This window comes from Streptomyces sp. URMC 127 (assembly GCF_051386535.1).
GTDB lineage: Bacteria > Actinomycetota > Actinomycetes > Streptomycetales > Streptomycetaceae > Streptomyces.
Window position 1 is genome coordinate 1 of sequence record NZ_JBPQTW010000029.1, and the last position, 21956, is coordinate 21956.

20 protein-coding genes and 1 rRNA gene are annotated in these 21956 nt (G+C 71.8%); 14 read left to right on the top strand and 7 right to left on the bottom strand.

The window, feature by feature from the left end:
* Positions 1-129 precede the first annotated feature (129 nt).
* The 7 genes from rrf to ACSNOH_RS09815 all read left to right on the top strand — a co-directional run bounded on the left by rrf (position 130) and on the right by ACSNOH_RS09815 (position 5485).
* Positions 130-246 (top strand): 5S ribosomal RNA (gene rrf, locus ACSNOH_RS09785).
* Positions 247-338: 92 nt separating this feature from the next.
* Positions 339-1511 carry an acetoin utilization protein AcuC gene (locus tag ACSNOH_RS09790; RefSeq protein ID WP_436720853.1) on the top strand — a complete coding sequence of 391 codons (1173 nt, stop codon included), beginning with the start codon at positions 339-341 and terminating at the stop codon, positions 1509-1511.
* Between the two features lie 202 nt (positions 1512-1713).
* A complete protein-coding gene (locus ACSNOH_RS09795) occupies positions 1714-2568 on the top strand; it encodes a phosphatase (protein WP_436720894.1) in 855 nt (284 codons plus the stop codon).
* 128 nt (positions 2569-2696) lie between these two features.
* Positions 2697-2906 carry a helix-turn-helix domain-containing protein gene (locus ACSNOH_RS09800; RefSeq protein ID WP_123975194.1) on the top strand — a complete coding sequence of 70 codons (210 nt, stop codon included), beginning with the start codon at positions 2697-2699 and terminating at the stop codon, positions 2904-2906.
* 110 nt (positions 2907-3016) lie between these two features.
* Complete coding sequence (locus ACSNOH_RS09805) at positions 3017-3115, top strand: 30S ribosomal protein bS22 (protein WP_003948845.1); 99 nt, start codon at positions 3017-3019, stop codon at positions 3113-3115.
* A gap of 238 nt (positions 3116-3353) precedes the next feature.
* Positions 3354-4400 carry an NAD-dependent epimerase/dehydratase family protein gene (locus ACSNOH_RS09810; RefSeq protein WP_436720854.1) on the top strand — a complete coding sequence of 349 codons (1047 nt, stop codon included), beginning with the start codon at positions 3354-3356 and terminating at the stop codon, positions 4398-4400.
* Between the two features lie 14 nt (positions 4401-4414).
* Complete coding sequence (locus ACSNOH_RS09815; protein WP_436720855.1) at positions 4415-5485, top strand: lysophospholipid acyltransferase family protein; 1071 nt, start codon at positions 4415-4417, stop codon at positions 5483-5485.
* A 104-nt stretch (positions 5486-5589) separates the two neighbouring features.
* Here ACSNOH_RS09815 and ACSNOH_RS09820 read toward each other — a convergent pair whose 3' ends face one another.
* The 4 genes from ACSNOH_RS09820 to ACSNOH_RS09835 form a co-directional block, all read right to left on the bottom strand.
* Entirely contained in the window at positions 5590-6795 is a 1206-nt protein-coding gene (locus ACSNOH_RS09820) for a DUF5667 domain-containing protein (RefSeq protein ID WP_436720856.1), read from the bottom strand.
* 205 nt (positions 6796-7000) lie between these two features.
* Entirely contained in the window at positions 7001-7837 is an 837-nt protein-coding gene (locus tag ACSNOH_RS09825; protein WP_436720857.1) for an ECF subfamily RNA polymerase sigma factor, BldN family, read from the bottom strand.
* Positions 7838-8326: 489 nt separating this feature from the next.
* On the bottom strand, positions 8327-9265 hold the full coding sequence (locus ACSNOH_RS09830; protein WP_436720858.1) for an HAD family hydrolase: 939 nt from the start codon (positions 9263-9265) through the stop codon (positions 8327-8329).
* A 137-nt stretch (positions 9266-9402) separates the two neighbouring features.
* Complete coding sequence (locus tag ACSNOH_RS09835; protein WP_436720859.1) at positions 9403-9690, bottom strand: glutaredoxin family protein; 288 nt, start codon at positions 9688-9690, stop codon at positions 9403-9405.
* 443 nt (positions 9691-10133) lie between these two features.
* On the opposite strand from ACSNOH_RS09835, the gene ACSNOH_RS09840 reads away from it, so the two are divergent.
* The 6 genes from ACSNOH_RS09840 to ACSNOH_RS09865 all read left to right on the top strand — a co-directional run bounded on the left by ACSNOH_RS09840 (position 10134) and on the right by ACSNOH_RS09865 (position 16539).
* The gene (locus ACSNOH_RS09840; RefSeq protein WP_436720860.1) at positions 10134-10931 is read left to right on the top strand and encodes a redox-sensing transcriptional repressor Rex; all 798 of its coding nucleotides are present in this window, start codon (positions 10134-10136) and stop codon (positions 10929-10931) included.
* The gene (locus ACSNOH_RS09845; protein WP_436720861.1) at positions 10928-12367 is read left to right on the top strand and encodes a glutamyl-tRNA reductase; all 1440 of its coding nucleotides are present in this window, start codon (positions 10928-10930) and stop codon (positions 12365-12367) included. The genes ACSNOH_RS09840 and ACSNOH_RS09845 overlap by 4 nt, the downstream gene beginning before the upstream one ends.
* Positions 12364-13332, top strand: a complete 969-nt coding sequence (hemC, locus tag ACSNOH_RS09850) for a hydroxymethylbilane synthase (RefSeq protein WP_436720862.1) — start codon at positions 12364-12366, stop codon at positions 13330-13332. Before ACSNOH_RS09845 ends, hemC begins: the two co-directional genes overlap by 4 nt.
* Positions 13329-14978: a uroporphyrinogen-III synthase gene (locus ACSNOH_RS09855; RefSeq protein WP_436720863.1), complete on the top strand. Its 1650-nt coding sequence runs from the start codon at positions 13329-13331 to the stop codon at positions 14976-14978. The genes hemC and ACSNOH_RS09855 overlap by 4 nt, the downstream gene beginning before the upstream one ends.
* Entirely contained in the window at positions 14975-15967 is a 993-nt protein-coding gene (gene hemB, locus ACSNOH_RS09860; protein WP_436720864.1) for a porphobilinogen synthase, read from the top strand. Before ACSNOH_RS09855 ends, hemB begins: the two co-directional genes overlap by 4 nt.
* A gap of 113 nt (positions 15968-16080) precedes the next feature.
* Positions 16081-16539, top strand: a complete 459-nt coding sequence (locus ACSNOH_RS09865; protein WP_436720865.1) for an ATP-binding protein — start codon at positions 16081-16083, stop codon at positions 16537-16539.
* Between the two features lie 21 nt (positions 16540-16560).
* Here the strand turns inward: ACSNOH_RS09865 and argS are convergent, their stop codons facing one another.
* The gene (gene argS, locus ACSNOH_RS09870) at positions 16561-18321 is read right to left on the bottom strand and encodes an arginine--tRNA ligase (RefSeq protein ID WP_436720866.1); all 1761 of its coding nucleotides are present in this window, start codon (positions 18319-18321) and stop codon (positions 16561-16563) included.
* A 159-nt stretch (positions 18322-18480) separates the two neighbouring features.
* Between argS and lysS the strand changes: the two genes are divergently transcribed.
* Positions 18481-20226 (top strand): lysine--tRNA ligase, encoded by a 1746-nt coding sequence (gene lysS / locus ACSNOH_RS09875; protein ID WP_436720867.1) that lies wholly within the window; start codon positions 18481-18483, stop codon positions 20224-20226.
* On the opposite strand, the gene ACSNOH_RS09880 is transcribed toward lysS, so the two are convergent.
* Both ACSNOH_RS09880 and ACSNOH_RS09885 read right to left on the bottom strand, forming a co-directional pair.
* Positions 20130-20861, bottom strand: coding sequence for a hypothetical protein (locus tag ACSNOH_RS09880; RefSeq protein ID WP_436720868.1), 732 nt, complete (start codon positions 20859-20861; stop codon positions 20130-20132). The genes lysS and ACSNOH_RS09880 overlap by 97 nt on opposite strands.
* Before the next feature lie 202 nt (positions 20862-21063).
* Complete coding sequence (locus tag ACSNOH_RS09885) at positions 21064-21954, bottom strand: hypothetical protein (protein ID WP_436720869.1); 891 nt, start codon at positions 21952-21954, stop codon at positions 21064-21066.
* Positions 21955-21956 lie beyond the last annotated feature (2 nt).

The window sequence follows — 21956 nt, forward strand, 5'->3', positions numbered from 1 at the left end:
AACGGTTGGAGCTGACTGGTACTAATAGGCCGAGGGCTTGTCCTCAGTTGCTCGCGTCCACTGTGTTAGTTCTGAAGTAACGAACACGCCCCTCTTCGGGGGTGCGGCGGTTCGATATCTTCATAGTGTTTCGGTGGTCATAGCGTTAGGGAAACGCCCGGTTACATTCCGAACCCGGAAGCTAAGCCTTTCAGCGCCGATGGTACTGCATGGGGGACCGTGTGGGAGAGTAGGACGCCGCCGAGCAATTATTCAGCCTCAGGTCTGGGATCATTGATACCGGGCCTGAGGCTTTTTTGCGTTTACCCGGCTTCCCGGCCCCTAGTACCGTGACGCCCATGAGCGGCCGTGCACAGGTGATGTGGGACGAGGCAGTGACGGGCTACGACTTCGGTCCAGGCCATCCCATGGATCCCGTACGGCTCGCCCTGACCATGCGGCTGGTCGAAGCGCTCGGCCTGGACAAGGCGCTGCGAGTCACCGCCGCCCGGCCCGCCGGCGACTCCACTCTTCGGCTGGTGCACCGCGAGGACTACATCGCCGCCGTCCGTGCGGCCTCCGCCGACCCTTCCTCCGCCGACGAGTCCTACGGCATCGCTACGGGCGACGTCCCCGCCTTCCCCGGTATGCACGAGGCCTCTGCTCTCATCGCCGGGCAGTCCGTGGCCGCCGCCGAGGCCGTATGGCGCGGCGAAGTGGCGCACGCCGTGAACTTCGCCGGCGGGCTGCACCATGCGATGCCCGGCGCGGCCTCCGGCTTCTGCGTCTACAACGACGCTGCCCTCGCCGTGGCCCGGCTCCTGGAGCTCGGGGCCGAGCGTGTCGTGTACGTCGACGTGGACGTGCACCACGGCGACGGCGTCCAGGCGGCGTTCTGGGAGGACCCGCGGGTCCTCACGATCTCCTTGCACGAGCACCCCAGCACCCTTTTCCCGCAGACCGGTTGGCCCGAGGAGACCGGCGCGCCGTCCGCCGAGGGCACCGCGGTCAACCTGGCGCTGCCCGCGGGCACCGGTGACGCCGGCTGGCTGCGGGCGTTCCACGCCGTGGTGCCCGAGCTGGTGGCGGCCTTCCGGCCGCAGGTGCTCGTGACCCAGCACGGTGCCGACACGCACTTCGAGGACCCGCTGGCCCACCTGGCCGTCTCGCTCGACGCCCAGCGGCTGATCGCCGCCTCCTGTCACTTCCTGGCGCACGAGCACGCGGAAGGGCGCTGGGTCGCCCTGGGCGGCGGTGGATACGCCGTCGTGGACGTCGTGCCGCGCTCCTGGGCTCACTTGGTGGCGATCGCCGCGGGCGCGCCTGTGGCCCCTGAGACGGCCGTGCCGGAGGAGTGGCGGGCCGAGGTGTACCGGCGCACCCGGCAGCCGGGGCCGCACCGGATGACGGACGGGGTCCAGCCCGAGTGGAAGGACTTCGTGGATTCCGGTTACGACCCGGGGGACCGGCTGGACCAGGCGATCCTCGCAACCCGGCGGGCGGTCTTCCCGGCGCACGGCCTCCTGCCGTAACCGGGTTAAACCCGGGCGGCCGCCGTGCGGCCTTGGTCCGGCCGTCGTGCGGCCTGAGTCGGGCCGTCGTGCGACCCCAGGCCGCAGGCCGGCCGCCGTGCGACCCCAGCCCGCCCGTACGCCTTAAGCCGGCCGTAGGCATTAGGCCGACCGTGGGATCCCTCCCCCGAAGCCGCCCCGTACCGCGCGGACTTCCGTCAGCATCGGAAGCGTGCTGTCGACCCGGCCGTTCGCTCCGTGCTCCACCACCCCCGCCGCCCTCCGCTCCCACCTCCTGCGCTCCGGTCTCGCCGGCGTCGTATCGGCCTCCCGGGAGCGGAGTCTGAGCCGGTATCGGATGTTCGTGGCCGGAGACCCCCGGGCGCTGCTCGGGCTGGAGCCCGAACGGGTCTGGCGGCTGGGTGACTTGTTGCGTCTGATGGCCCGTAAGTGCGGGGTTTCGGTCGATCCCGGCCACGCTTCGGGGCAGGATGTCATCGACCCCGACCGCACGATCGTGGCACTGGGTGCCTTTGCCGACCGGCTGGCCGCGGTGGCCGAAGCCCGCGCTCCGGTGCTCATCGGGACCGGTCATCCGTACCCGCTCCTGGACTTCTACGCCTCCTTGGCCGCCGCCCTCTCGGCGGCGGGCTGTCCTGTCCTCCGCCCGGCGCAGGGCCGAAGTGTCGACATAACGACCCGGTTCGGGGTACGCACCTACAACCTGGACTACGTTCGAGGCGTCGCGCTGGTGCGTGAACCCGGCGCGCGCGGGTGCCGAAGTGAGCCGGGCGTACATACGCATTCTCCGCTCCCGCTTCGGCTGGCCCTGGGGGCCGCGATGGACGGGGACGGACCGCTGCCGGCGATGGTCATCGGGGACCACGGCTGGCTCTGCGGGGCAGGTCAGCTGGGTATTGAGGCCATCGGCCCGGCCGACGCGGACGACCCCGCGCCGTTCGTGGGAGAGGCGGAGGGGCGGGTGTCCGTCGTCGTTCCGCTTGATGACACTGTGCGGTCTGATTACTACCGACCGCTTACTCGCTATGTACTCAATCGAGCGTGTCTGTCACAGTAGGCGGCCGATGGCTGCTCCTCTTCCCCACTCGCATCACCCGCCCCTAACCTGGGGAGTGAGCGCGCAGCGACGAGGAGTCACCGGAGGGGAAGCCGGTGCGCGTCATGTGCGGAAGGTTCAGGTGTGTCATGGCTGCTGACCAGAGGCCTCTCAACGAGGTCGTGTTCCTGACCGTGGCGGAAGTCGCCGCGGTGATGCGAGTGTCCAAGATGACCGTGTACCGGCTGGTGCACAGCGGTCATCTGCCGGCGATCAGGGTGGGCAGGTCGTTCCGGGTCCCGGAGCAAGCGGTGCACGAGTACCTCCGAGAGTCCTACGTGGGGGTGGAAACAGCCTGACGGGGGCCCTGGATTACGCTGATCGCCCGGTGCCGGGTAGGCTGGCCCGATGTAGGTCGTGTGGGCTCGGACGCCCCGCACCGAGTGAATCGATGTAAGCGAGGGTAGTCGTGGGCTCTGTTATCAAGAAGCGGCGTAAGCGGATGGCCAAGAAGAAGCACCGCAAGCTGCTCAAGCGCACGCGCGTTCAGCGTCGCAACAAGAAGTAAGCAGCACGCCGCTTGTGCTCGTACCGCAGCCCTTCCACCGATCACTGGTGGGAGGGCTGCGGTGCATCGGGCGCGCGTTGCGGTGTGTGAAACCTCGGCTACGGCTTGAAATGTAGCTCCGCGCATCGGCCGGTCATCACAGCGCAACAACGACCCGCTACGGTGGCCGCGGCAGCACCACTCGTGGGCCGGGTCCCGGGCGGCCCGGGCGGATCGTGGGCAGAGGAAGGCGCTGATCTTGGGCAAGGTCGTGCTCGTCACCGGAGTCGCGCGGCAGCTGGGCGGCAGGTTCGTCCGCCGCGTCCAGCGCGAGCCCGATGTGGAGCGGGTGATCGGGGTGGACGCGGTGCCACCCGCGCACCATCTCGGCGGGGCCGATTTCATACGGGCGGACATCCGCCATCCCAGGATCGCGCGGGTTCTGGCCGAACACGGTGTGGACACGGTGGTCCACATGGATGTGAACGGCACCCCGCTGGGCAAGCGCGGCAGCCGGGCCTCGGTCAAGGAGACCAACGTCATCGGCACGATGCAGCTGCTCGGCGCGTGCCAGAAGACGCCGTCGGTGAAGCGGCTGGTGGTCAAGTCCAGCACGAATGTCTACGGGTCCGCGCCACGCGATCCGGCGATCTTCACCGAGACCACCCCGCCCAAGTCGCTGCCCAGCGGCGGCTTCGCCAAGGACGTGGTCGAGGTCGAGGGGTACGTGCGCGGCTTCGCCCGCCGCCGGCCCGACGTGGCGGTGTGCGTGCTGCGCTTCGCCAACATCCTCGGGCCGTGCGCCGACTCGCCGCTCGCGGAGTACTTCGCGCTGCCCGTGCTGCCCACGGTCCTCGGCTTCGACCCGCGGCTGCAGTTCGTCCACGAGGACGATGTGATCGAGGTGCTGCGGATCGCCTCCGGGGAGCCGCGCAGGGGCACGCTCAACAGCGGCACCTTCAACGTCGCCGGTGACGGGGTCCTGCTGCTCTCCCAGGCGGCGCGCCGGCTCGGGCGCCCCACCCTCCCCTTCTTCCTGCCGACCGTCACCTGGGTCGGCTCCGCACTGCGTTCGGTCGGCGTGACGGACTTCTCGCCCGAGCAGATACGGCTGCTCACCCATGGCCGGGTCGTCCGGACCACCCAGATGCGCGAGACCCTCGGCTTCGACCCGCGCTACACGACGGCGGGCGCCTTCGAGGACTACGCGCGCAGCCGGGGTCCCGGGCTGCTGCCGCCCGAGACCCTGGCCCGTACCGTCGACCGGATCGCCGCGGCACTGCCTGCCGGCCGCGGCCAGAAGTGAGGAGCGCACCCACCATGGCGGACGCGAAGGTCATCCCGTTCGGCGGCGAGGAGCCGCGGTCCAAGCGCGGCAAGGGCAAGCGGCCGGGGCGGGCCCGTACGAGCCGGATGTCGTCCTCCCTCGCGCCCGTGCCGCCGCAGCGGCACCTGGACCGCGCCGACGACGCCCGGGCCGCCCAGGAGGCGTCCGAGCAGCTTGCGGAGGGGGCCGCGGCGGGCGAGCGGGCGGCGGAGGCCGCGGGGGCCGGCGGCTGGGAGCGGAAGCTGGCGCACGGGCTGAGCTTCCTGCGGCGGCGGATCACCGGCGAGTACGAGGTCGACGAGTTCGGCTACGACGCGGAGCTCACCGACCAGGTCCTGATGTCCGCGCTGCGGCCCTTCTACGAGAAGTACTTCCGGGTCGAGGTGAAGGGCATCGAGAACATCCCGGACAAGGGCGCCGCCCTGGTCGTCGCCAACCACTCGGGCACGCTGCCGGTGGACGGGCTGATGCTGCAGGTGGCCGTCCACGACCACCACCCGGCGGACCGGCACATCCGGATGCTCGCCGCGGACCTGGTCTTCATGCTGCCGGGGGTCAACGAGATCTCCCGGAAGCTCGGGCACACGCTCGCCTGCGCGGAGGACGCCCAGCAGCTGCTGGAGCGGGGCGAGGTGGTCGGTGTGATGCCGGAGGGGTTCAAGGGGATCGGGAAGCCGTTCTCGGAGCGGTACAAGCTGCAGCGGTTCGGGCGGGGCGGCTTCGTGTCGACGGCACTGCGTGCCGGGGCGCCGATCGTGCCCTGCTCGATCGTGGGGGCCGAGGAGATCTATCCGATGCTCGGCAACGCGCGGACGGTGGCCCGGCTGCTGGGGATCCCGTACTTCCCGCTGACGCCGTCGTGGCCCTGGCTCGGCCCGCTGGGTCTGGTGCCGCTGCCGACGAAGTGGACGATCCAGTTCGGTGAGCCGATCCCGACGGACGGATATCCGGCGGAGGCGGCGGACGATCCGATGCTGATGTTCAACCTCACCGACCAGGTGCGAGAAACGATTCAGCACACGCTCTACAAGCTGCTTGTGGAGCGGCGGTCCGTGTTCTTCTGACGCACGTAAGACGTTTTCCGGCGCTCGTACGTCGGCGGTCGGTGTTCTTCTGATCCCTTCGTCACGGGATCAGAAGAACACCGACCGCCTCGGTCGTCTCCGCCCTACTTCGGGTCCTCCCCGCCCTGGATTCCCAGGCCGGGGATGATCTGCGGCAGCACCGGCGGGATGTCGATGCTCGGCTGCTTGGCCGGCTTGCTGTCCTTGCCGCGGGGCGTCCCGCCCGGCGTGGCACTGCCGGGCGGCGACGGGGGCTTGAGCAGCCCCGTGCCGCCGAGGAGGCCCTCGTGCTCCTCATGGGCGCCCGGGGACGCCGACTGCTGCTTACCGGCCGCGTGCTTGCCTCCGCCGCCCGCCGAGGCGGACGGCTGCGGGGTGTGGCGGGCCGTGCGGCCGGGCGTGCCGGACCGGTCCGTCTCCGGCTGGGCCGGGGCCGCGTGCTTGCCGTGGTGCGCGGGAGGCAGCAGGGACCGCAGCGAGCCGACCTCATCGTCTATGGCGGAGAGGACCGAGCTCACCTCCGCGCCCACGTCGGCCAGTTGGACCGGGAGCTTCTCGCGGAGCTGGGTCCAGCTCTCGCGGTGCGAGGCCGCGAAGCTGGAGAGCCGCTGGATCGGGCCGATCGAGCGGTCGTGCTTGTAGGCGGTGTGGAGCAGGCGGTGGCCCTCGGAGGCGTCCTGGCGCATGCCCGAGAGGGTCCTGCGGATCTCGCCGAGGACCTCGTGGTCCAGAGGGCCGCCGAGCTTGCCGCGCTCCATCAGGCGGCGGGCCTCCTGCAGGCGGGTCGAGGCCCGGTCGAGGAGCAGGCTGCCGCGGTCGGAGTCGTCGTCGGCCATGCCGAGGCGGAGATCCTCCATCCCGCGCTTGAGCGGGTAGAGCGAATCGCCGGGCAGGGCGTTGGAACTGGCCGCTGCCACGCCGCCGAACGCGCCCGCCGCCACGCCCACGGTCAGACCGCCGGCAGCGAGCCCCTTCGACCAGCGGGAGCGCGGCCGCAGCCGGCCCAGGGCGCGGTGGGCACCGCGGCCCGAGCGGCGGGTCTTCTGCTCGGGGATCGTCGCGGAGTCACCCCCGGCGAACTGGGTCTCCATGGCAGCGATGAGCTGCGCCCGCTGCACGGTCCTGGTCTCGGGGTCGAGACCGGGCCTGGGCAGGTCTCCCAGCCGGCCCGCCAGGGCCAGCAGCCTGCCCTGCTCGGCGCCTTCGGCCGGCGGTTCGGGCTCTGTGGCCGCCGTGCCCTGGACTTCCTGATGCTCCAGGGACTGGGCGAAGGCGTTCGCCCGCCGGTGCGCCGATACGTTCGCGATCACAGGCGGCACCTCCTCTCGTCATGACGGTCGACTCCTCTGAACGCCTGGAGGGTTGCACGCCGTGATGAGCATCCACTCGATCGAGTGAGTGACTGCGGGCATGGCGTGACCGCAGGGAGTCTGCATCCCGCACAACGACCGGTGCGACGGGCGGGTTACGCGTCCTGGACGATGTGACCGCTGGTGAGTGAACGCATACGAATCGTTAACGCGCGTCGTCGGGGAGGAGGCGGGCCAGGGTGCGGACCGCGCGGTACTGGAGGGTCTTGATGGCGCCCTCGTTCTTGCCCATGACGCGGGCGGTCTCCGCGACGGAGAGCCCCTGCAGGAAGCGCAGGGTGACGCACTCCTGCTGCTGGGGGTTGAGCTTGCGCACCGCCTCCAGCAGTGCGGCGTTGGAGAGGGACTCGAGGACGGAGTCCTCCGGACTGCGCTCGACCTCGTTGGCGTCGAGCATCTCGCCGGTGGTCACTTCGAGCCGGAACCTTGAGGACTTGAAGTGGTCGGCGACCAGGTTGCGGGCGATCGTCACGAGCCAGGCGCCGAAGTCGCGCCCCTGCCAGGTGAAGGTGCCGATGCGGCGCAGGGCGCGCAGGAACGTCTCGCTGGTGAGGTCCTCCGCGGTGGCCCGGCCGCCGACCCGGTAATAGATGTAGCGGTAGACCGTATCGGCGTACTGGTCGTAGAGGCGGCCGAAGGCCTCGGCCTCCCCGGCCTGGGCGCGCTCGACCAGGTCGAGCATGCGGGCGCTGTCGCTGTCCGCGCTGGGGCGGCGCGTTGACGTGGCGGAGCCGGAGGCCGCGGCGGACGGTGCGGTGGCCGCACCGCCGCGGCGGGCGGCTCGTCTGCCCACGGCCGCGCTGCTTTCGGCGAGGGCGTAGCAGGGGCCGGCGTGACCGGCGCGGCCGCCTCCTGCGGCAGGGGCGAGCGTGGCGAGGGCGGGGACGGCGTACGCGGTGGGGACGAAGCCGCGCAGGCGGTCGAGGACCGTAGCGCGAAGCGTAGCCAGGCCCGAGGCGTCAACCCCGACGTGTGGGTACACGGGACTCCCAGAGGCAGAGCTTCCATCACGTGCAGTACGGGACCGTTCACTCGTCGTAGGGACAAGGGGGTACCGGTTTGCGTCTGAGGAGAATAACGCTTCGTACAGGCAGCACTACACCGAGTTGCTCAAATCATCGTTTCCGTTCGGTCTCTTACCGGTTCGAGATCGATCAAATATCGAACTATGAAAGGAGGTTGAACAGATTTGGTCATGGTGTGGCCGAATGGGCGGCGTGTTGTGGCAATCCGGGCACGGAAGGACTGGGGGGAAGGGTGTGAGGGTATGAAGACAGGATTGCCTGAGAGTGACGGCCGGCTACGCACTGTTGCCGAACCTGTGTGGCGAACGCGCGGGGTAGTGGCGCGATGTGGACGGCGCGGTACGGCGCGCCGCCGTGCAAAGCCGCCCCGGAGCCGCTAGAGCGTGCGGCGGCCGGGGCGTGCGGGGCCGGGGCAGGGGCGTGAGGGTGCGCGCGTCAGGCGCGCGTCAGCGCCTGCGCCGGTGCAGGGCGACCGCCGCGGCCGCGCCGCCCGCAAGGGCGCCGACGCCCGCCGCCGCCGGGATGCCGACCTTGGCCGCCTTGCGGCCCGTGCGGTAGTCGCGCAGCCGCCAGCCGTGCTCGCGGGCGTGCTTGCGCAGCCGCCCGTCGGGGTTGACGGCGTAGGGGTGCCCCACGAGCGACAGCATCGGGATGTCGTTGGCGGAGTCGCTGTACGCCGCGCAGCGGTCCAGCTCCAGGCCCTCGGCCGCGGCCAGGGCGCGGACGGCCTCGGCCTTCGCGGGGCCGTGCAGCGGCTCGCCGACGAGCTTGCCGGTGTAGACGCCGCCGATCGACTCGGCGACGGTGCCCAGCGCGCCGGTCAGGCCGAGGCGGCGGGCGATGATCGTCGCGGCCTCGACGGGCGCGGCGGTGACGAGCCAGACCTTCTGGCCGGCGTCGAGGTGGGCCTGGGCGAGCGCGCGGGTGCCGGGCCAGATCCGCTCGGCCATGTACTCGTCGTAGATCTCCTCGCCGATGGTCATCAGCTCGGAGACGCGGTGGCCCTTGACGATGGACAGGGCGCTGTCGCGGGCGTCCTGCATGTGCTCGGCGTCCTCGCCGGCCAGCCGGAACCACACCTGCTGCCAGGCGAAGCGGGCGAGCTCGCGCTTCTGGAAGAAGCGCCGCTTGTACAGGCCGCGCCCGAAGTGGAAGAGGGAGGCGCCCTGCATGACGGTGTTGTCGAGGTCGAAGAAGGCCGCCGCCCGCACGTCGCCGACGACGGGGAAGTCCGGCTCGGCCGGCTCCCGCGCGCCCTCCGGGGCGGTCTCGGCGGCGCTCTCCTGAGCGGTCTTGCGGGCTGCCTCCGCCGCGGCCTCGCCTGCCAGCACGCTGCGTGCCGTGGCAGAGCGCCTGCGCGGAGTGATCCATCCCAGTGCGGCCATGGCCCGAGCATAGCCAGTTTGTTCGGGGTAACCGGAGCCGGGCTGATTCCGGGGTGTGAACTTCCCTTGACGCTCCGGTTACGCCCGGCGCGTCGGCGTGCGCGCGCTTGGGGGGACGGGGATGAGCGGTGGGAGGGTCAGCCCGTCAGGGCCTTGCGCAGGCGGTCGGGGTCCACGCGCCAGAAGTCGTGCTGGGCGCCGTCGACGAGGATCACGGGGATCTGCTCCCAGTACTTGCGGTGGAGCTCCTCGTCCTGGGTGATGTCCTTCTTCTCCCAGCGGGCCCCGAGCTCGCCGCAGACGCCGGCGATGACGGCCTCGGCGGCGTCGCACAGATGGCAGCCGGGCTTGCCGATCAGGGTGACCGTGCTGTCGGCGGGGTTCTTGCGGGGGCGGCGGCGCAGCAGGGGGGACATGTCCGCCATTGTGCCCGCACGCGGTGTGCCTCCGTGCGCTTCGGTGCGCGCCCGTATGCAATGACGTGCTTCCGGCTCGTTCAAACGTGCTGGATGGGTGCCTGAGTCGACTACCATCATGTGTCGATTTGTTGGTGTCCGGGGTTTTTTCTGGCCGGGTCCGGGGTTACCGCCGGGAAGTAGCGTGAGTCAGGAGGAGCGCCGTGTGCACGTCGACGCTCTCCTGGGTCGTGTGTGACGGGTGCGACTGCTGTGACGGTGCGGCCGGTCGTCCGCCGAAGGGGCCGAATGGTTCCCGCTCAGGGCCGAAAGGCCGCGTGACACCGGTCACTTTGACCGGGCAAAACGGACACCATCTTTGTGCACGCGTTCACAAAGGCATAGCCTGCGTTCGACGGGGCGGTCCTGGGACGAGGCGCCGCCCGCAGCCCCGCTCTACCCGCAGGAGCACCGTGGCAACTGGCCGAACTCACCGACCGGCGACCCGAAGCCGAGGGATTCCCGAGGCCACCGTCGCCCGGCTTCCGCTGTATCTGCGCGCGCTGACGGCGCTCTCCGAGCGCTCGGTGCCCACGGTCTCCTCCGAGGAGCTCGCGACCGCGGCGGGCGTCAATTCCGCCAAGCTCCGCAAGGACTTCAGCTACCTCGGCTCGTACGGCACCCGCGGGGTCGGCTACGACGTCGAGTACCTCGTCTACCAGATCTCCCGCGAGCTCGGCCTGACCCAGGACTGGCCGGTCGTCATCGTCGGCATCGGCAACCTCGGCGCGGCCCTCGCCAACTACGGCGGCTTCGCCTCCCGCGGCTTCCGCGTCGCGGCCCTGATCGACGCGGACCCCGCGATGGCCGGCAAGCCGGTCGCCGGGCTGCCCGTGCGCCACACCGACGAACTCGAATCGATCATCACGGACAACGACGTCTCCATCGGCGTCATCGCCACCCCGGCCGGCGCGGCCCAGCAGGTCTGCGACCGCCTCGTGGCCGCCGGCGTGACGTCGATCCTCAACTTCGCGCCGACCGTGCTCTCCGTGCCCGAGGGCGTGGACGTGCGCAAGGTCGACCTGTCGATCGAGCTGCAGATCCTCGCCTTCCACGAGCAGCGCAAGGCCGGCGAGGAGACCACCTCCGCGCAGGAGCCCGCCGCCGCCGTGCAGCCCCGCTCCGGTGCGGCGGCCGTGCGCACGCCCGCGGGCGGCCGGGCGGCAGGAAAGGGCCCGGACGGGGACGTCCCCGCCGTGATGCCGGCATGAGCCTCCTCGTCGTCGGACTGAGCCACCGCAGCGCGCCGGTGAGCGTGCTGGAGCGCGCCGCCCTCGCGCGCGAGGCGCAGGCGAAGCTGCTGCAGGACACCCTCGCGGCCGAGCCGGCCACCGAGGCGGCCGTCCTCGCCACGTGCAACCGCATCGAGCTCTACGCCGACGTGGACAAGTTCCACGCGGGCGTCGCCGAGCTGTCCACGCTCCTCGCCCAGCACACGGGCGTCGGGCTGGACGAGCTCACTCCGTATCTCTATGTGCACTACGAGGACCGGGCCGTCCACCACCTCTTCTCGGTGGCCTGCGGGCTGGACTCCATGGTCGTCGGCGAGGGCCAGATCCTCGGCCAGATCAAGGACGCCCTCGCCCTCGGGCAGGAGCTGCACACCGCCGGCCGGCTGCTGAACGACCTGTTCCAGCAGGCCCTGCGGGTCGGCAAGCGCGCCCACAGCGAGACCGGCATCGACCGGGCCGGCCAGTCCCTGGTCACCTTCGGGCTGGAGCGGCTCGCCGACGGCGCCGCGCTCGGCGACTGGGCCGGCGGCAAGCGGGCCCTCGTCATCGGCGCCGGTTCGATGTCCTCCCTGGCCGCGGCGACGCTCGCGCGCGCGGGCGTGGCCCACGTGGCCGTCGCCAACCGCACGCTGGAGCGGGCCGAGCGCCTGGTGCAGATCCTCACCGAGCCGGGCGCCCGGGCCGCCGCCGGCTTCACGGCCTCGGCCGTGGAGATGGCCGCCGTCCCGGAGGAGCTCGCGCTCGCGGACGTCGTGGTCAGCTGCACCGGAGCGATGGGCGTCGTGCTGACGGCCGAGGCCATACGCGTCGCCCTCGCCTCCCGTACGGAGACGGCCGCCGGCGGTGCGGGCGCGACCTGCGCCCTCGACGCCGCGTGCGCCGACGCGGCCGGCACCGGCGTCCGCCTCGCCCTCCTCGACCTCGCCATGCCGCGCGACATCGACGCCGCCGTGCACCGCCTGGACGGCGCCCGGCTCGTCGACATCGAGTCGCTGGCCGAGGCCTCCGCCGACGCGCCCATGGCCGCCGACGTCGACCAGGTGCGCGCCATCGTCTCCGACGAGGTCGCCGCCTTCGGCGCCGCCCAGCGCGCCGCCCACATCACCCCCACCGTGGTCGCCCTGCGCACCATGGCCGCGGACGTCGTCGCGAGCGAGATCGCCCGCCTCGACGGCCGCCTGCCCGACCTGGACGACAAGCAGCGCGCGGAGATCACCCAGACCGTGCGCCGCGTCGTCGACAAGCTCCTCCACGCGCCCACCGTGCGCGTCAAGGAGCTGGCCTCCACCCCCGGCGGCGCCGGCTACGCCGACGCGCTGCGAGAGCTCTTCGACCTCGACCCGCAGGCGGTCGCCGCCGTCAGCCGGGCCGACTCGCAGGCCGGTACGCACAACACGGCACGGGAGCCGGCATGAACGACACCTCGAAGCGGCCGCTGCGCCTCGGCACACGCCGCAGCAAGCTCGCCATGGCCCAGTCGGGGCAGGTGGCGGAGGCCGTGCGGCAGCTGACCGGCCGCCCGGTGGAGCTGGTGGAGATCACCACCTACGGCGACGTCTCGCGCGAGTCCCTCGCGCAGATCGGCGGCACCGGCGTCTTCGTCTCCGCGCTGCGCGACGCGCTGCTCGCGGGCGAGATCGACTTCGCCGTGCACTCCCTGAAGGACCTGCCGACCGCGCAGCCCGACGACCTGGTCCTCGCGGCGGTCCCGCCGCGCGAGGACCCGCGCGACGTGCTGATCGCCCGCGACGGCCTGGTGTTCCAGGACCTTCCGCGGGGAGCCCGCATCGGCACCGGCTCCCCGCGCCGCATGGCCCAGCTCAACGCCTGGGCCCGCGAGCTCGGCAAGGAGATCGAGACGGTCCCGATCCGCGGCAACATCGACACCCGGATCGGCTTCGTCGCGAGCGGCGAGCTGGATGCCGTGGTGCTGGCGGCCGCGGGCCTGGCCCGGATCGGCCGCAGCGCCGAGGTCACCCAGTTCCTGGAGACCGACGCAGTTTTGCCCGCCCCCGGCCAGGGGGCCCTGGCGATCGAGTGCGCCGCGACCAGCGCACACCTCGCCGCGACGCTCGCCGAGCTCGACGACCCGTACACCCGGGCCGCCGTCACGGCCGAGCGTTCCCTGCTCGCCGCCCTGGAAGCCGGCTGCTCCGCGCCCGTGGGCGCGCTGGCCGACTTGCTGGCCGACGGGCAGATTGTCACCGAAATGCGCCTGCGGGGCGTCGTCGGCACGACCGACGGCAAGACGCTGGTGCAGCTGTCCACCACCGGCCCCGTGCCGTCGTCCCGCGAAGAAGCCGTGGCCATGGGCCGCGAGCTCGCCGCTGCGATGCTCGACAAGGGTGCGGCCGGTCTTATGGGGGAGCGAGCACTTTGAACCCCACCGCCCCGAACCACCCCGTGCACGGGCACGTCACCTTCCTGGGTGCCGGCCCCGGAGACCCGGGCCTGCTGACGCTCCGCGCCGTGGAGGCGCTCGCGGCCGCGGACGTCCTGATCGCCGATCCGCAGGTGCTCGACGTGGTGCGCACGCATGCGCGCGCCCATGTGGACATGCCTGCCCAGACGGTTACTGACGAGGCATCAAAAACCGCGGACGTCCCTGTCCTTAGGGACACCGCCAATCTTGTCATGACGGCCGCGCGCAGCGGCAAGCGGGTCGTCCGTGCGGTCCTCGGCGACCCCGGCCTCGACGGCAACGCCGCCGACGAGATGCTCGCCTGCGCCGCCGAGGGCATCACCTTCGAGGTCGTCCCCGGCGTCGCCACGGCCGTCGGCGTGCCCGCCTACGCCGGCGTCCCGCTGCGCGACGGCAAGGGCGCCGACGTGCGCTTCATCGACGCCCGCACCGCCTCGGCCACCTGCTGGTCCGAGGTCGGCGCGAGCGCGGTCACCGCGGTCGTCTCCACGACCCTCGACTCCGTCGTCTCCGCCGCCGGCGAACTGGTCTCCGCCGGCCGCGGCCCCGACACCCCGATGACCGTCACGGTCGCCGGCACCACCACCCGCCAGCGCACCTGGACCGCCACCCTCGGCACCGTCGCCCAGGTCCTCAAGGCCGCCAAGGTGCTGCCCTCCGCCGACGGCGCCCAGCCCGTCATAGCCGTGGTCGGCGAGCGCAGCGCTGCCGAGCAGCGCGACCGGCTCTCCTGGTTCGAGTCCAAGCCGCTCTTCGGCTGGAACGTCCTCGTGCCGCGCACCAAGGAGCAGTCCGCGTCGCTCTCCGACCAGCTCCGGTCCTACGGCGCCGTGCCCAGCGAGGTCCCGACCATCGCCGTCGAGCCGCCGCGCACGCCGCAGCAGATGGAGCGCGCGGTCAAGGGCCTGGTCACCGGCCGCTACGAGTGGATCGCCTTCACGTCCGTGAACGCCGTCAAGGCCGTGCGCGAGAAGTTCGAGGAGTACGGGCTCGACGCACGCGCCTTCGCCGGCATCAAGGTCGCGGCCGTCGGCGAGCAGACCGCCAAGTCGCTCGTCGAGTTCGGCGTCAAGCCCGACCTCGTGCCCTCCGGCGAGCAGTCCGCCGCCGGCCTGCTGGAGGACTGGCCGCCCTACGACCCGGTCTTCGACCCGATCGACCGCGTCTTCCTGCCGCGCGCCGACATCGCCACCGAGACCCTGGTCGCCGGCCTGATCGACCTGGGCTGGGAGGTCGACGACGTCACCGCGTACCGCACCGTCCGCGCCTCGCCGCCGCCGGCCGAGACCCGCGAGGCGATCAAGGGCGGCGGCTTCGACGCCGTGCTCTTCACCTCGTCGAGCACGGTGCGCAACCTCGTCGGCATCGCCGGCAAGCCCCACAATGTCACCGTCATCGCCTGCATCGGCCCGGCCACCGCGAAGACCGCGGAGGAGCACGGCCTGCGGGTCGACGTGCTGTCGCCCGAGCCCTCGGTGCTCAAGCTCGCCGAGGCGCTCGCCGAGTTCGGCGCGGCCCGCCGCGACGCCGCCCTGGAGGCCGGCGACCCGGTGACCCGCCCGAGCGAGCGACGTCCCGGATCGCGTAGAAGGGCACGGAGTTGAGCACCACGTACGGCACGTTCCCGGGGTCCCGGCCCCGGCGACTGCGCACCACCCCGGCCATGCGCCGCATGGTCGCCGAGACCCGGCTGCACCCGGCCGACCTGATCCTCCCCGCCTTCGTGCGGGAGGGCATCGGCGCGCCCGTGCCGATCGCCGCCATGCCGGGCGTCGTCCAGCACACCCGCGACACCCTGCGCAAGGCCGCCGTCGAGGCGCTGGAGGCCGGCGTCTCCGGGATCATGCTCTTCGGCGTGCCCGAGGAGGCCAAGAAGGACGCCGCCGGCACCGCCGGCACCGACCCGGACGGCATCCTCCAGGTCGCCATCCGTGACGTCCGCGCCGAGGTCGGCGACGACCTCGTCATCATGTCCGACCTGTGCCTGGACGAGTTCACCGACCACGGCCACTGCGGCGTCCTCGACGCCTCCGGCCGCGTCGACAACGACGCCACCCTGGAGCGCTACGCCGAGATGGCCCAGGTGCAGGCCGACGCCGGCGCCCACGTCGTGGGCCCCAGCGGCATGATGGACGGCCAGGTCGGCGTCATCCGCGACGCCCTCGACCAGACCGGCCACGAGGACGTCGCCGTCCTCGCCTACACCGCCAAGTACGCGTCCGCCTTCTACGGCCCCTTCCGGGAGGCCGTCGGCTCCTCCCTGCAGGGCGACCGCAAGACCTACCAGCAGGACCCGGCCAACTCCCGCGAGTCGGCGCGCGAGCTCGCCCTCGACCTCGCCGAGGGCGCCGACATGGTCATGGTCAAGCCGGCCATGCCCTGCCTGGACATCCTCGCCAAGGTCGCCGACGCCGTCGACGTGCCCGTCGCCGCGTACCAGATCAGCGGCGAGTACGCGATGATCGAGGCCGCCGCCGCCAACGGCTGGATCGAGCGCGACCGCGCCATCATGGAGACCCTCACGGGCATCAAGCGCGCCGGCGCCCAGATGATCCTCACCTACTGGGCGACCGAGGTCGCCCGGCAGCTCTGACATCACAAGCCGAAGGGCCGGTGCCCGGGGGAATTCCGCCGAAACAGTGGAAAGCCCCCGGGCAGCGGCCCTAGCTTGTGGCGCACACCGACCCCCTCCGCGGAGACGCGCCCATGAGCACCGACCCAGGGCTCCCCGAGAGCTGGGAGTACACCCTCCAGGTCCCCTCCGACCCGCTCGCGCCCTGCATCGCCCGCCGCACCCTCCGCACGATCTTCGAGGAGCACGGCTACGCGCGCGTGGCCGAGACCGCCGAACTGCTCACCTCGGAGCTGGTCACCAACTCCTACCGGCACTCCGGCGGGCCCGCCTCCGTACGCGTGCGGCGCGACGGCAAGGGCAGCGCGGTGCGCGTGACCGTGTGGGACACCAACCCCGCCCTGCCGGGCCTGCGGGCCACCGCCCTGCCCCGAGAGGACGCCGAAGAAGGCCGCGGGCTCGCGCTCGTCATGCGCTGCGCCGACAGCTGGGGAGGGTTCGCGCTGCGCCGGCAGCCCCAGGGGCTCACCGGCAAGCTCGTCTGGTTCGAGCTGGGCGGGGGAGGGAGCGAGGGCGGCGGCGAAGCCGCCTGACCCGCCCCCTCCCGCCGGGCGCTACAGGCGCTCGGGCGTGCGGATGCCCAGCAGCTCCATGCCCTGGCGCAGCGTGCGCGCCGTCAGCTCGCACAGGAAGAGGCGGTTCTCCACCTGGGCCGCGTCCTCGGCCTTGAGCACCGGGCACTGGTCGTAGAACGACGTGTACAGCGAGGCGAGCTGGTAGAGGTAGCCGGCCAGCTTGTGCGGGGCGTACTCCCCGGCGGCCTCCGCGACCGTCGCCGCGAACTGGTCCAGGTGCAGGCCCAGCGCGCGCTCGGCCGGGGCCAGCGCCAGCTCCGGGTGCGCGACCGGCCCGGCCTCGCCCGCCTTGCGCAGGATGGACTGGATGCGGGCGAACGCGTACTGCAGGTAGACCGAGGTGTCGCCGTTGAGGGACACCATCTGGTCCAGGTCGAACTTGTAGTCGCGGGCGGCCGACGTGGACAGGTCCGCGTACTTCACGGCGCCGATGCCCACCTGGGCACCCCGCTCGGCGATCTCCTCCTCGGTGAGGTCCTGCGCCTTCTCGCGGACGATCGCAGAGGCGCGGTCGATGGCCTCGTCCAGCAGGTCCACCAGGCGGACCGTCTCGCCCTCGCGCGTCTTGAACGGCTTGCCGTCCTTGCCCAGGACCGTGCCGAAGCCCAGCTGCACGGCCTTGACGTCGTCCGTCAGCCAGCCGGCCCGCCGGGCCGTCTCGAAGACCATCTTGAAGTGCAGGGACTGCCGGACGTCCACCACGTACAGCAGCGTGTCGGCCTTCAGGTTGAAGACGCGGTCGCGGATCGCCGAGAGGTCGGTGGCCGCGTAGCCGAAGCCGCCGTCCGACTTCTGCACGATCAGCGGCACCGGATTGCCGTCCGGGCCCTTCACGTCGTCGAAGAACACGCACAGCGCGCCCTCGGAGCGCACCGCGACACCGGACTCCTCCAGCATCCGGCAGGTCTCCGCCAGCATGTCGTTGTAGCCGGACTCGCCGACGATGTCCTCGTCACGGATCTCGACGTCCAGCTTGTCGAAGACCGAGTAGAAGTAGATCTTCGACTCGTCGACGAACCGCTGCCACAGCGCGAGGGTCTCCTCGTCGCCCGCCTGGAGGTCCACCACCCGGCGCCGGGCGCGCGCCTTGAACTCCTCGTCCGAGTCGAAGAGCGCGCGCGAGGCCTTGTACAGGCGGTTGAGGTTCGACATGGCCTCCTCGCCGGAGACCTCCTCGCCCGCCTTGTGGTCCAGCTCGTGCGGGTGCTCGATCAGATACTGGATGAGCATGCCGAACTGGGTGCCCCAGTCGCCGATGTGGTGGCGGCTGATCACCTTCTCGCCGGTGAACTCCAGGATCCGCACGACCGAATTGCCGATCACCGAGTTGCGCAGGTGACCGACGTGCATCTCCTTGGCCACGTTCGGCTGGGCCCAGTCGATGACGGTCGTGCCGGGCCGCTCCGTGAGCGGCACGCCCAGCCGCTCGTCCGCGGCGCGCGCGGCCAGGGTCTTCGTGATCGCCCCGTCCGTGACCGTGATGTTCAGGAAGCCGGGGCCCGAGACCTCGACCTCCTTGATCAGCTCGCCCGCGGGCAGCCCTTCGACGACCTTGCCCGCCAGCTCGCGGGGGTTGCCCTTGAGGCGCTTCGCCAGCGCCAGCATGCCGTTCGCCTGGAAGTCGGCCCGGTCGCTGCGTCGCAGCAGCGGATCGGCGGCACCGGCCTCCGGCAGGGCTGCCGAGAGGGCGTCCGCGATGCGCTGGTGGAGCGAGGAAGCGAGGGAGGGAACCGAAGCCATGGGAAGGTGCCATTCCAGTAGGCGGCATTGATGGTCCCGCCGATTATCCCATGCGCCTACCACGGCCCCCGCGGTAATTTCGGCGGAGCCGGGCAACCCCGGAGCCGGCCCTCCCGTCTGGGACAATGGTCATGCCAGGACCGTAAGGAAGGAAGTGCCGTGGCTCAGGCTCAGAGCACCGAGGCCGACTGGGTCTCCCGTTTCGCCGACGAGGTCATTGCCGAAGCGGAGCGCCGGGCCCCCGGCAAACCGATCGTCGTCGCCTCCGGCCTGTCGCCCTCCGGCCCGATCCACCTCGGCAACCTCCGCGAGGTCATGACCCCGCACCTGGTCGCCGACGAGATCCGCCGCCGCGGCCACCAGGTCCGCCACGTGCTGTCCTGGGACGACTACGACCGCTACCGCAAGGTGCCGAACGGCGTCCCCGGCATCGACGCGTCCTGGGCCGAGCACATCGGCAAGCCCCTGACGTCGGTGCCCGCCCCCGCCGGCTCCGCGTACCCGAACTGGGCCGAGCACTTCAAGGCCGCCATGGTCGCCGCGCTCGCCGAGCTCGGCATCGAGTACGACCCGATCAGCCAGACCGAGCAGTACACCTCCGGCGTCTACCGCGAGCAGATCCTGCACGCGATGAAGCACCGCGCCGACATCGACGCGATCCTCGACCAGTACCGGACGAAGGACAAGGCGACCGGCCAGCCGAAGAAGCAGGGCCAGAAGCAGCAGAAGCCCGTCGACGAGGCCGAGCTGGAGGCCGCCGAGGGCTCCGGCGCCGCCGCCGAGGACGACGGCAGCGCCGGCAGCGCGGGCTACTTCCCGTACAAGCCCTACTGCGGCGCCTGCGAGCGCGACCTCACCACCGTCACCGCCTACGACGACGAGAGCACCGAGCTCACCTACACCTGCGTCTGCGGCCACACCGAGACCGTCCTGCTCAGCGAGTTCAACCGCGGCAAGCTGGTCTGGAAGGTCGACTGGCCCATGCGCTGGGCCTACGAGGGCGTCATCTTCGAGCCCTCCGGCGTCGACCACTCCTCGCCCGGCTCGTCCTTCGTCGTCGGCGGCCAGATCGTCCGCAAGGTCTTCGGCGGCGAGCAGCCCATCGGCCCGATGTACGCCTTCGTCGGCATCAGCGGCATGGCCAAGATGTCCTCCTCCAAGGGCGGGGTCCCCACCCCGGGCGACGCCCTGAAGATCATGGAGGCGCCGCTGCTGCGCTGGCTGTACGCCCGCCGCAAGCCCAACCAGTCCTTCAAGATCGCCTTCGACCAGGAGATCCAGCGGCTCTACGACGAGTGGGACAAGCTGGAGGCCAAGGTCGCCGACGGCACCGTCCTGCCCGCCGACGCCGCCGCCCACTCCCGCGCCGCCCGCACCGCCGCCGGCGAGCTGCCGCGCACCCCGCGGCCGCTGCCGTACCGCACGCTCGCCTCCGTCGTCGACATCACCGCCGGCCACGACGAGCAGACGATCCGCATCCTCAGCGACCTCGACCCGGCCAACCCGGTCACCGACCTCGACGAGGTCCGGCCGCGCCTGGACCGCGCCGAGCACTGGATCAACACCCAGGTCCCCGCCGAGTCCCGCACGATCGTCCGCTCCGAGCCCGACACCGAGCTCCTGGCCTCCCTCGACGACCAGGCCCGCGAATCGCTGCGGCTGCTCCTGGAGGGCCTGGACGACCACTGGTCGCTCGACGGCCTGACCACGCTCGTCTACGGCGTGCCCAAGGTCCAGGCCGGCCTCACGCCCGACGCCAAGCCCACCCCGGAGCTGAAGGTCGCCCAGCGGTCCTTCTTCGCGCTCCTCTACCACCTGCTGGTGAGCCGCGACACCGGCCCGCGCCTGCCCACGCTGCTCCTCGCGGTGGGCGCGGACCGGGTGCGCAAGCTGCTGGCCGCGTAACGCGCACCGCGCACAACGGCGCCGCTGTACTTCACGGTGACCACCACATTGCCCGTACGGGCCACGACCGTCGCGTTGCGGTAGTCGTCGTCGTCCTTCTTGGTGTCCGTCGCGACCAGGTTCGCGCCGTCGCCGATGCCCTCGGCCTTGCCGGTCTTCGCGTCCTTCGCGCCGTCGGCCGTCGCCGCCTTCGTCACCTGCTGCTCGGCGAACTTCTCGGCGCGCTTCTCGCCCGAGCCGAGCGTCGGGTCGGAGGACAGCCGCTTGAAGGAGACCGTCAGCGAACGGAACTGCAGGTCCTTGACGTCCTCGTCGTTCAGGCCGTTCCAGAAGCAGCTCGCCGAGTCGTTGGCGTCGCTGGTGGGGAGGGCCTCGCCCTCCTTCTTCTTCGCCTTCGGCACCAGCGAGTCGATCGTCTTCTCGCCGACGGTCTTGCAGACCTCCGGCGGCAGCTTGGCGAACGTGGCCGCCTTGACGGACGGGGAGGCGCTGGGCGCCGTCGCCGACTGCGACGGGGTGGTCGAGGCCTTCTTCTTCGAACCGCCGTCGTCGTCCGAGCAGCCGGTGGCGACGAGCATCACCGGTACTGCGGCGCAGGCGAGGAGTCGGGCGAGTCGCGGGGCTGTTCGGTGCATGGGTCCTTCGCTCGTTCGGTGTCGAGGGGCGGGCGCCTGGGCGGCCCGCCCGGTCTGGTCGGCCGGGCCGGTGCGATCCGGTCCGGCCCGTCTGCTCGGCACGGTACGCGGCCGGTGCGGGCCGGGGGCCGCAATCGGGGCGTACGCGCCGGGCCGGTTCGGGCTGATCGCCGGGAAGCTGATTGCCGGAAGCTACCGGAAGCTAATTGCCGAAGTGCCCCGCTTCGAGCTCGCGGGCCAGGGACTGGGCCTTGCCCTGCAGGTCCTCACTGGCGGGGACGTGCAGCTTGTCGACCGACCACTGGTCGTAGGCGATGGTGACGATCACGTTCGCCGCCCGGAAGACGATGTTGATGTCGCGGTGCACGCCCGAGCCCGAGTTGATCAGCTTGTCGTCGATGAACGCGTCGTCGCCGAGATCGTCGAGGACGCGCGGCGCGAGCGAGGCACCGCCGGCCGGGGAACCGGAGGCCGACGGCGCGCCCGTACGGGACGCCGACGGGGACGGCGAACCGCTCGCCGCGCCGCCCTGCGGGTGCGGGCCGGAGCTCGCGCCCTGCGAGGCGCCGGCGGAGGCCGCGGCGGAGCCGGACGCTCCGGAAGCGGACGCTCCGGAGGCGGACGGGGAGGCCGGGGAGACCGGGATGTGGGCGGCGGCCGCCTGCCGGCCGTAGAGCTGCTCCGCGCGCTGCTCGTCGCTGACGCCCGGCTGGTACGACACGACGCGCTCGAAGTCGACGGCCAGGTGCCGGGTGCCCTGCGGGGTCTCCAGCTTCCAGCGGCAGCCGACGCGGCGGTCGGTGTCGTAGGTGATCGCGGCCTGGCCCTTGTAGAGCTTCGCGGTGTCGCGGCCGTCCTCGTCCTCGCCCGTGACGGGCAGGAGCCGGCGCAGGGTGTCGCGGTTCACGTAGCCGCAGGGCTCCGGGAGGCTGTGGTACTTGCCCGGCTGCGCGGCGGGCGCGGAGGAGCCGGCGTGGCCGGGCTTGGAGTCGTCGCCGCCGTCGGCGCCGGCCCCGCCGCCGCAGGCGCTGAGCACCGCGGCGAGCAGGGCGGCGGCCAGTGCGGCGGCCGGTGCGTGAGCCCTTCGCTGCACTG

What these genes read in the sequence shown, in the direction of transcription:
- ACSNOH_RS09815 (WP_436720855.1), top strand. Translation starts at nt 4,415, where the DNA reads ATGGCGGACGCGAAGGTCATCCCGTTCGGCGGCGAGGAGCCGCGGTCC.
- ACSNOH_RS09835 (WP_436720859.1), bottom strand. Translation starts at nt 9,690, where the DNA reads ATGGCGGACATGTCCCCCCTGCTGCGCCGCCGCCCCCGCAAGAACCCC.
- hemC (WP_436720862.1), top strand. Translation starts at nt 12,364, where the DNA reads ATGAACGACACCTCGAAGCGGCCGCTGCGCCTCGGCACACGCCGCAGC.
- ACSNOH_RS09800 (WP_123975194.1), top strand. Translation starts at nt 2,697, where the DNA reads ATGGCTGCTGACCAGAGGCCTCTCAACGAGGTCGTGTTCCTGACCGTG.
- ACSNOH_RS09830 (WP_436720858.1), bottom strand. Translation starts at nt 9,265, where the DNA reads ATGGCCGCACTGGGATGGATCACTCCGCGCAGGCGCTCTGCCACGGCA.
- ACSNOH_RS09880 (WP_436720868.1), bottom strand. Translation starts at nt 20,861, where the DNA reads ATGCACCGAACAGCCCCGCGACTCGCCCGACTCCTCGCCTGCGCCGCA.
- ACSNOH_RS09865 (WP_436720865.1), top strand. Translation starts at nt 16,081, where the DNA reads ATGAGCACCGACCCAGGGCTCCCCGAGAGCTGGGAGTACACCCTCCAG.
- ACSNOH_RS09790 (WP_436720853.1), top strand. Translation starts at nt 339, where the DNA reads ATGAGCGGCCGTGCACAGGTGATGTGGGACGAGGCAGTGACGGGCTAC.
- ACSNOH_RS09845 (WP_436720861.1), top strand. Translation starts at nt 10,928, where the DNA reads ATGAGCCTCCTCGTCGTCGGACTGAGCCACCGCAGCGCGCCGGTGAGC.
- argS (WP_436720866.1), bottom strand. Translation starts at nt 18,321, where the DNA reads ATGGCTTCGGTTCCCTCCCTCGCTTCCTCGCTCCACCAGCGCATCGCG.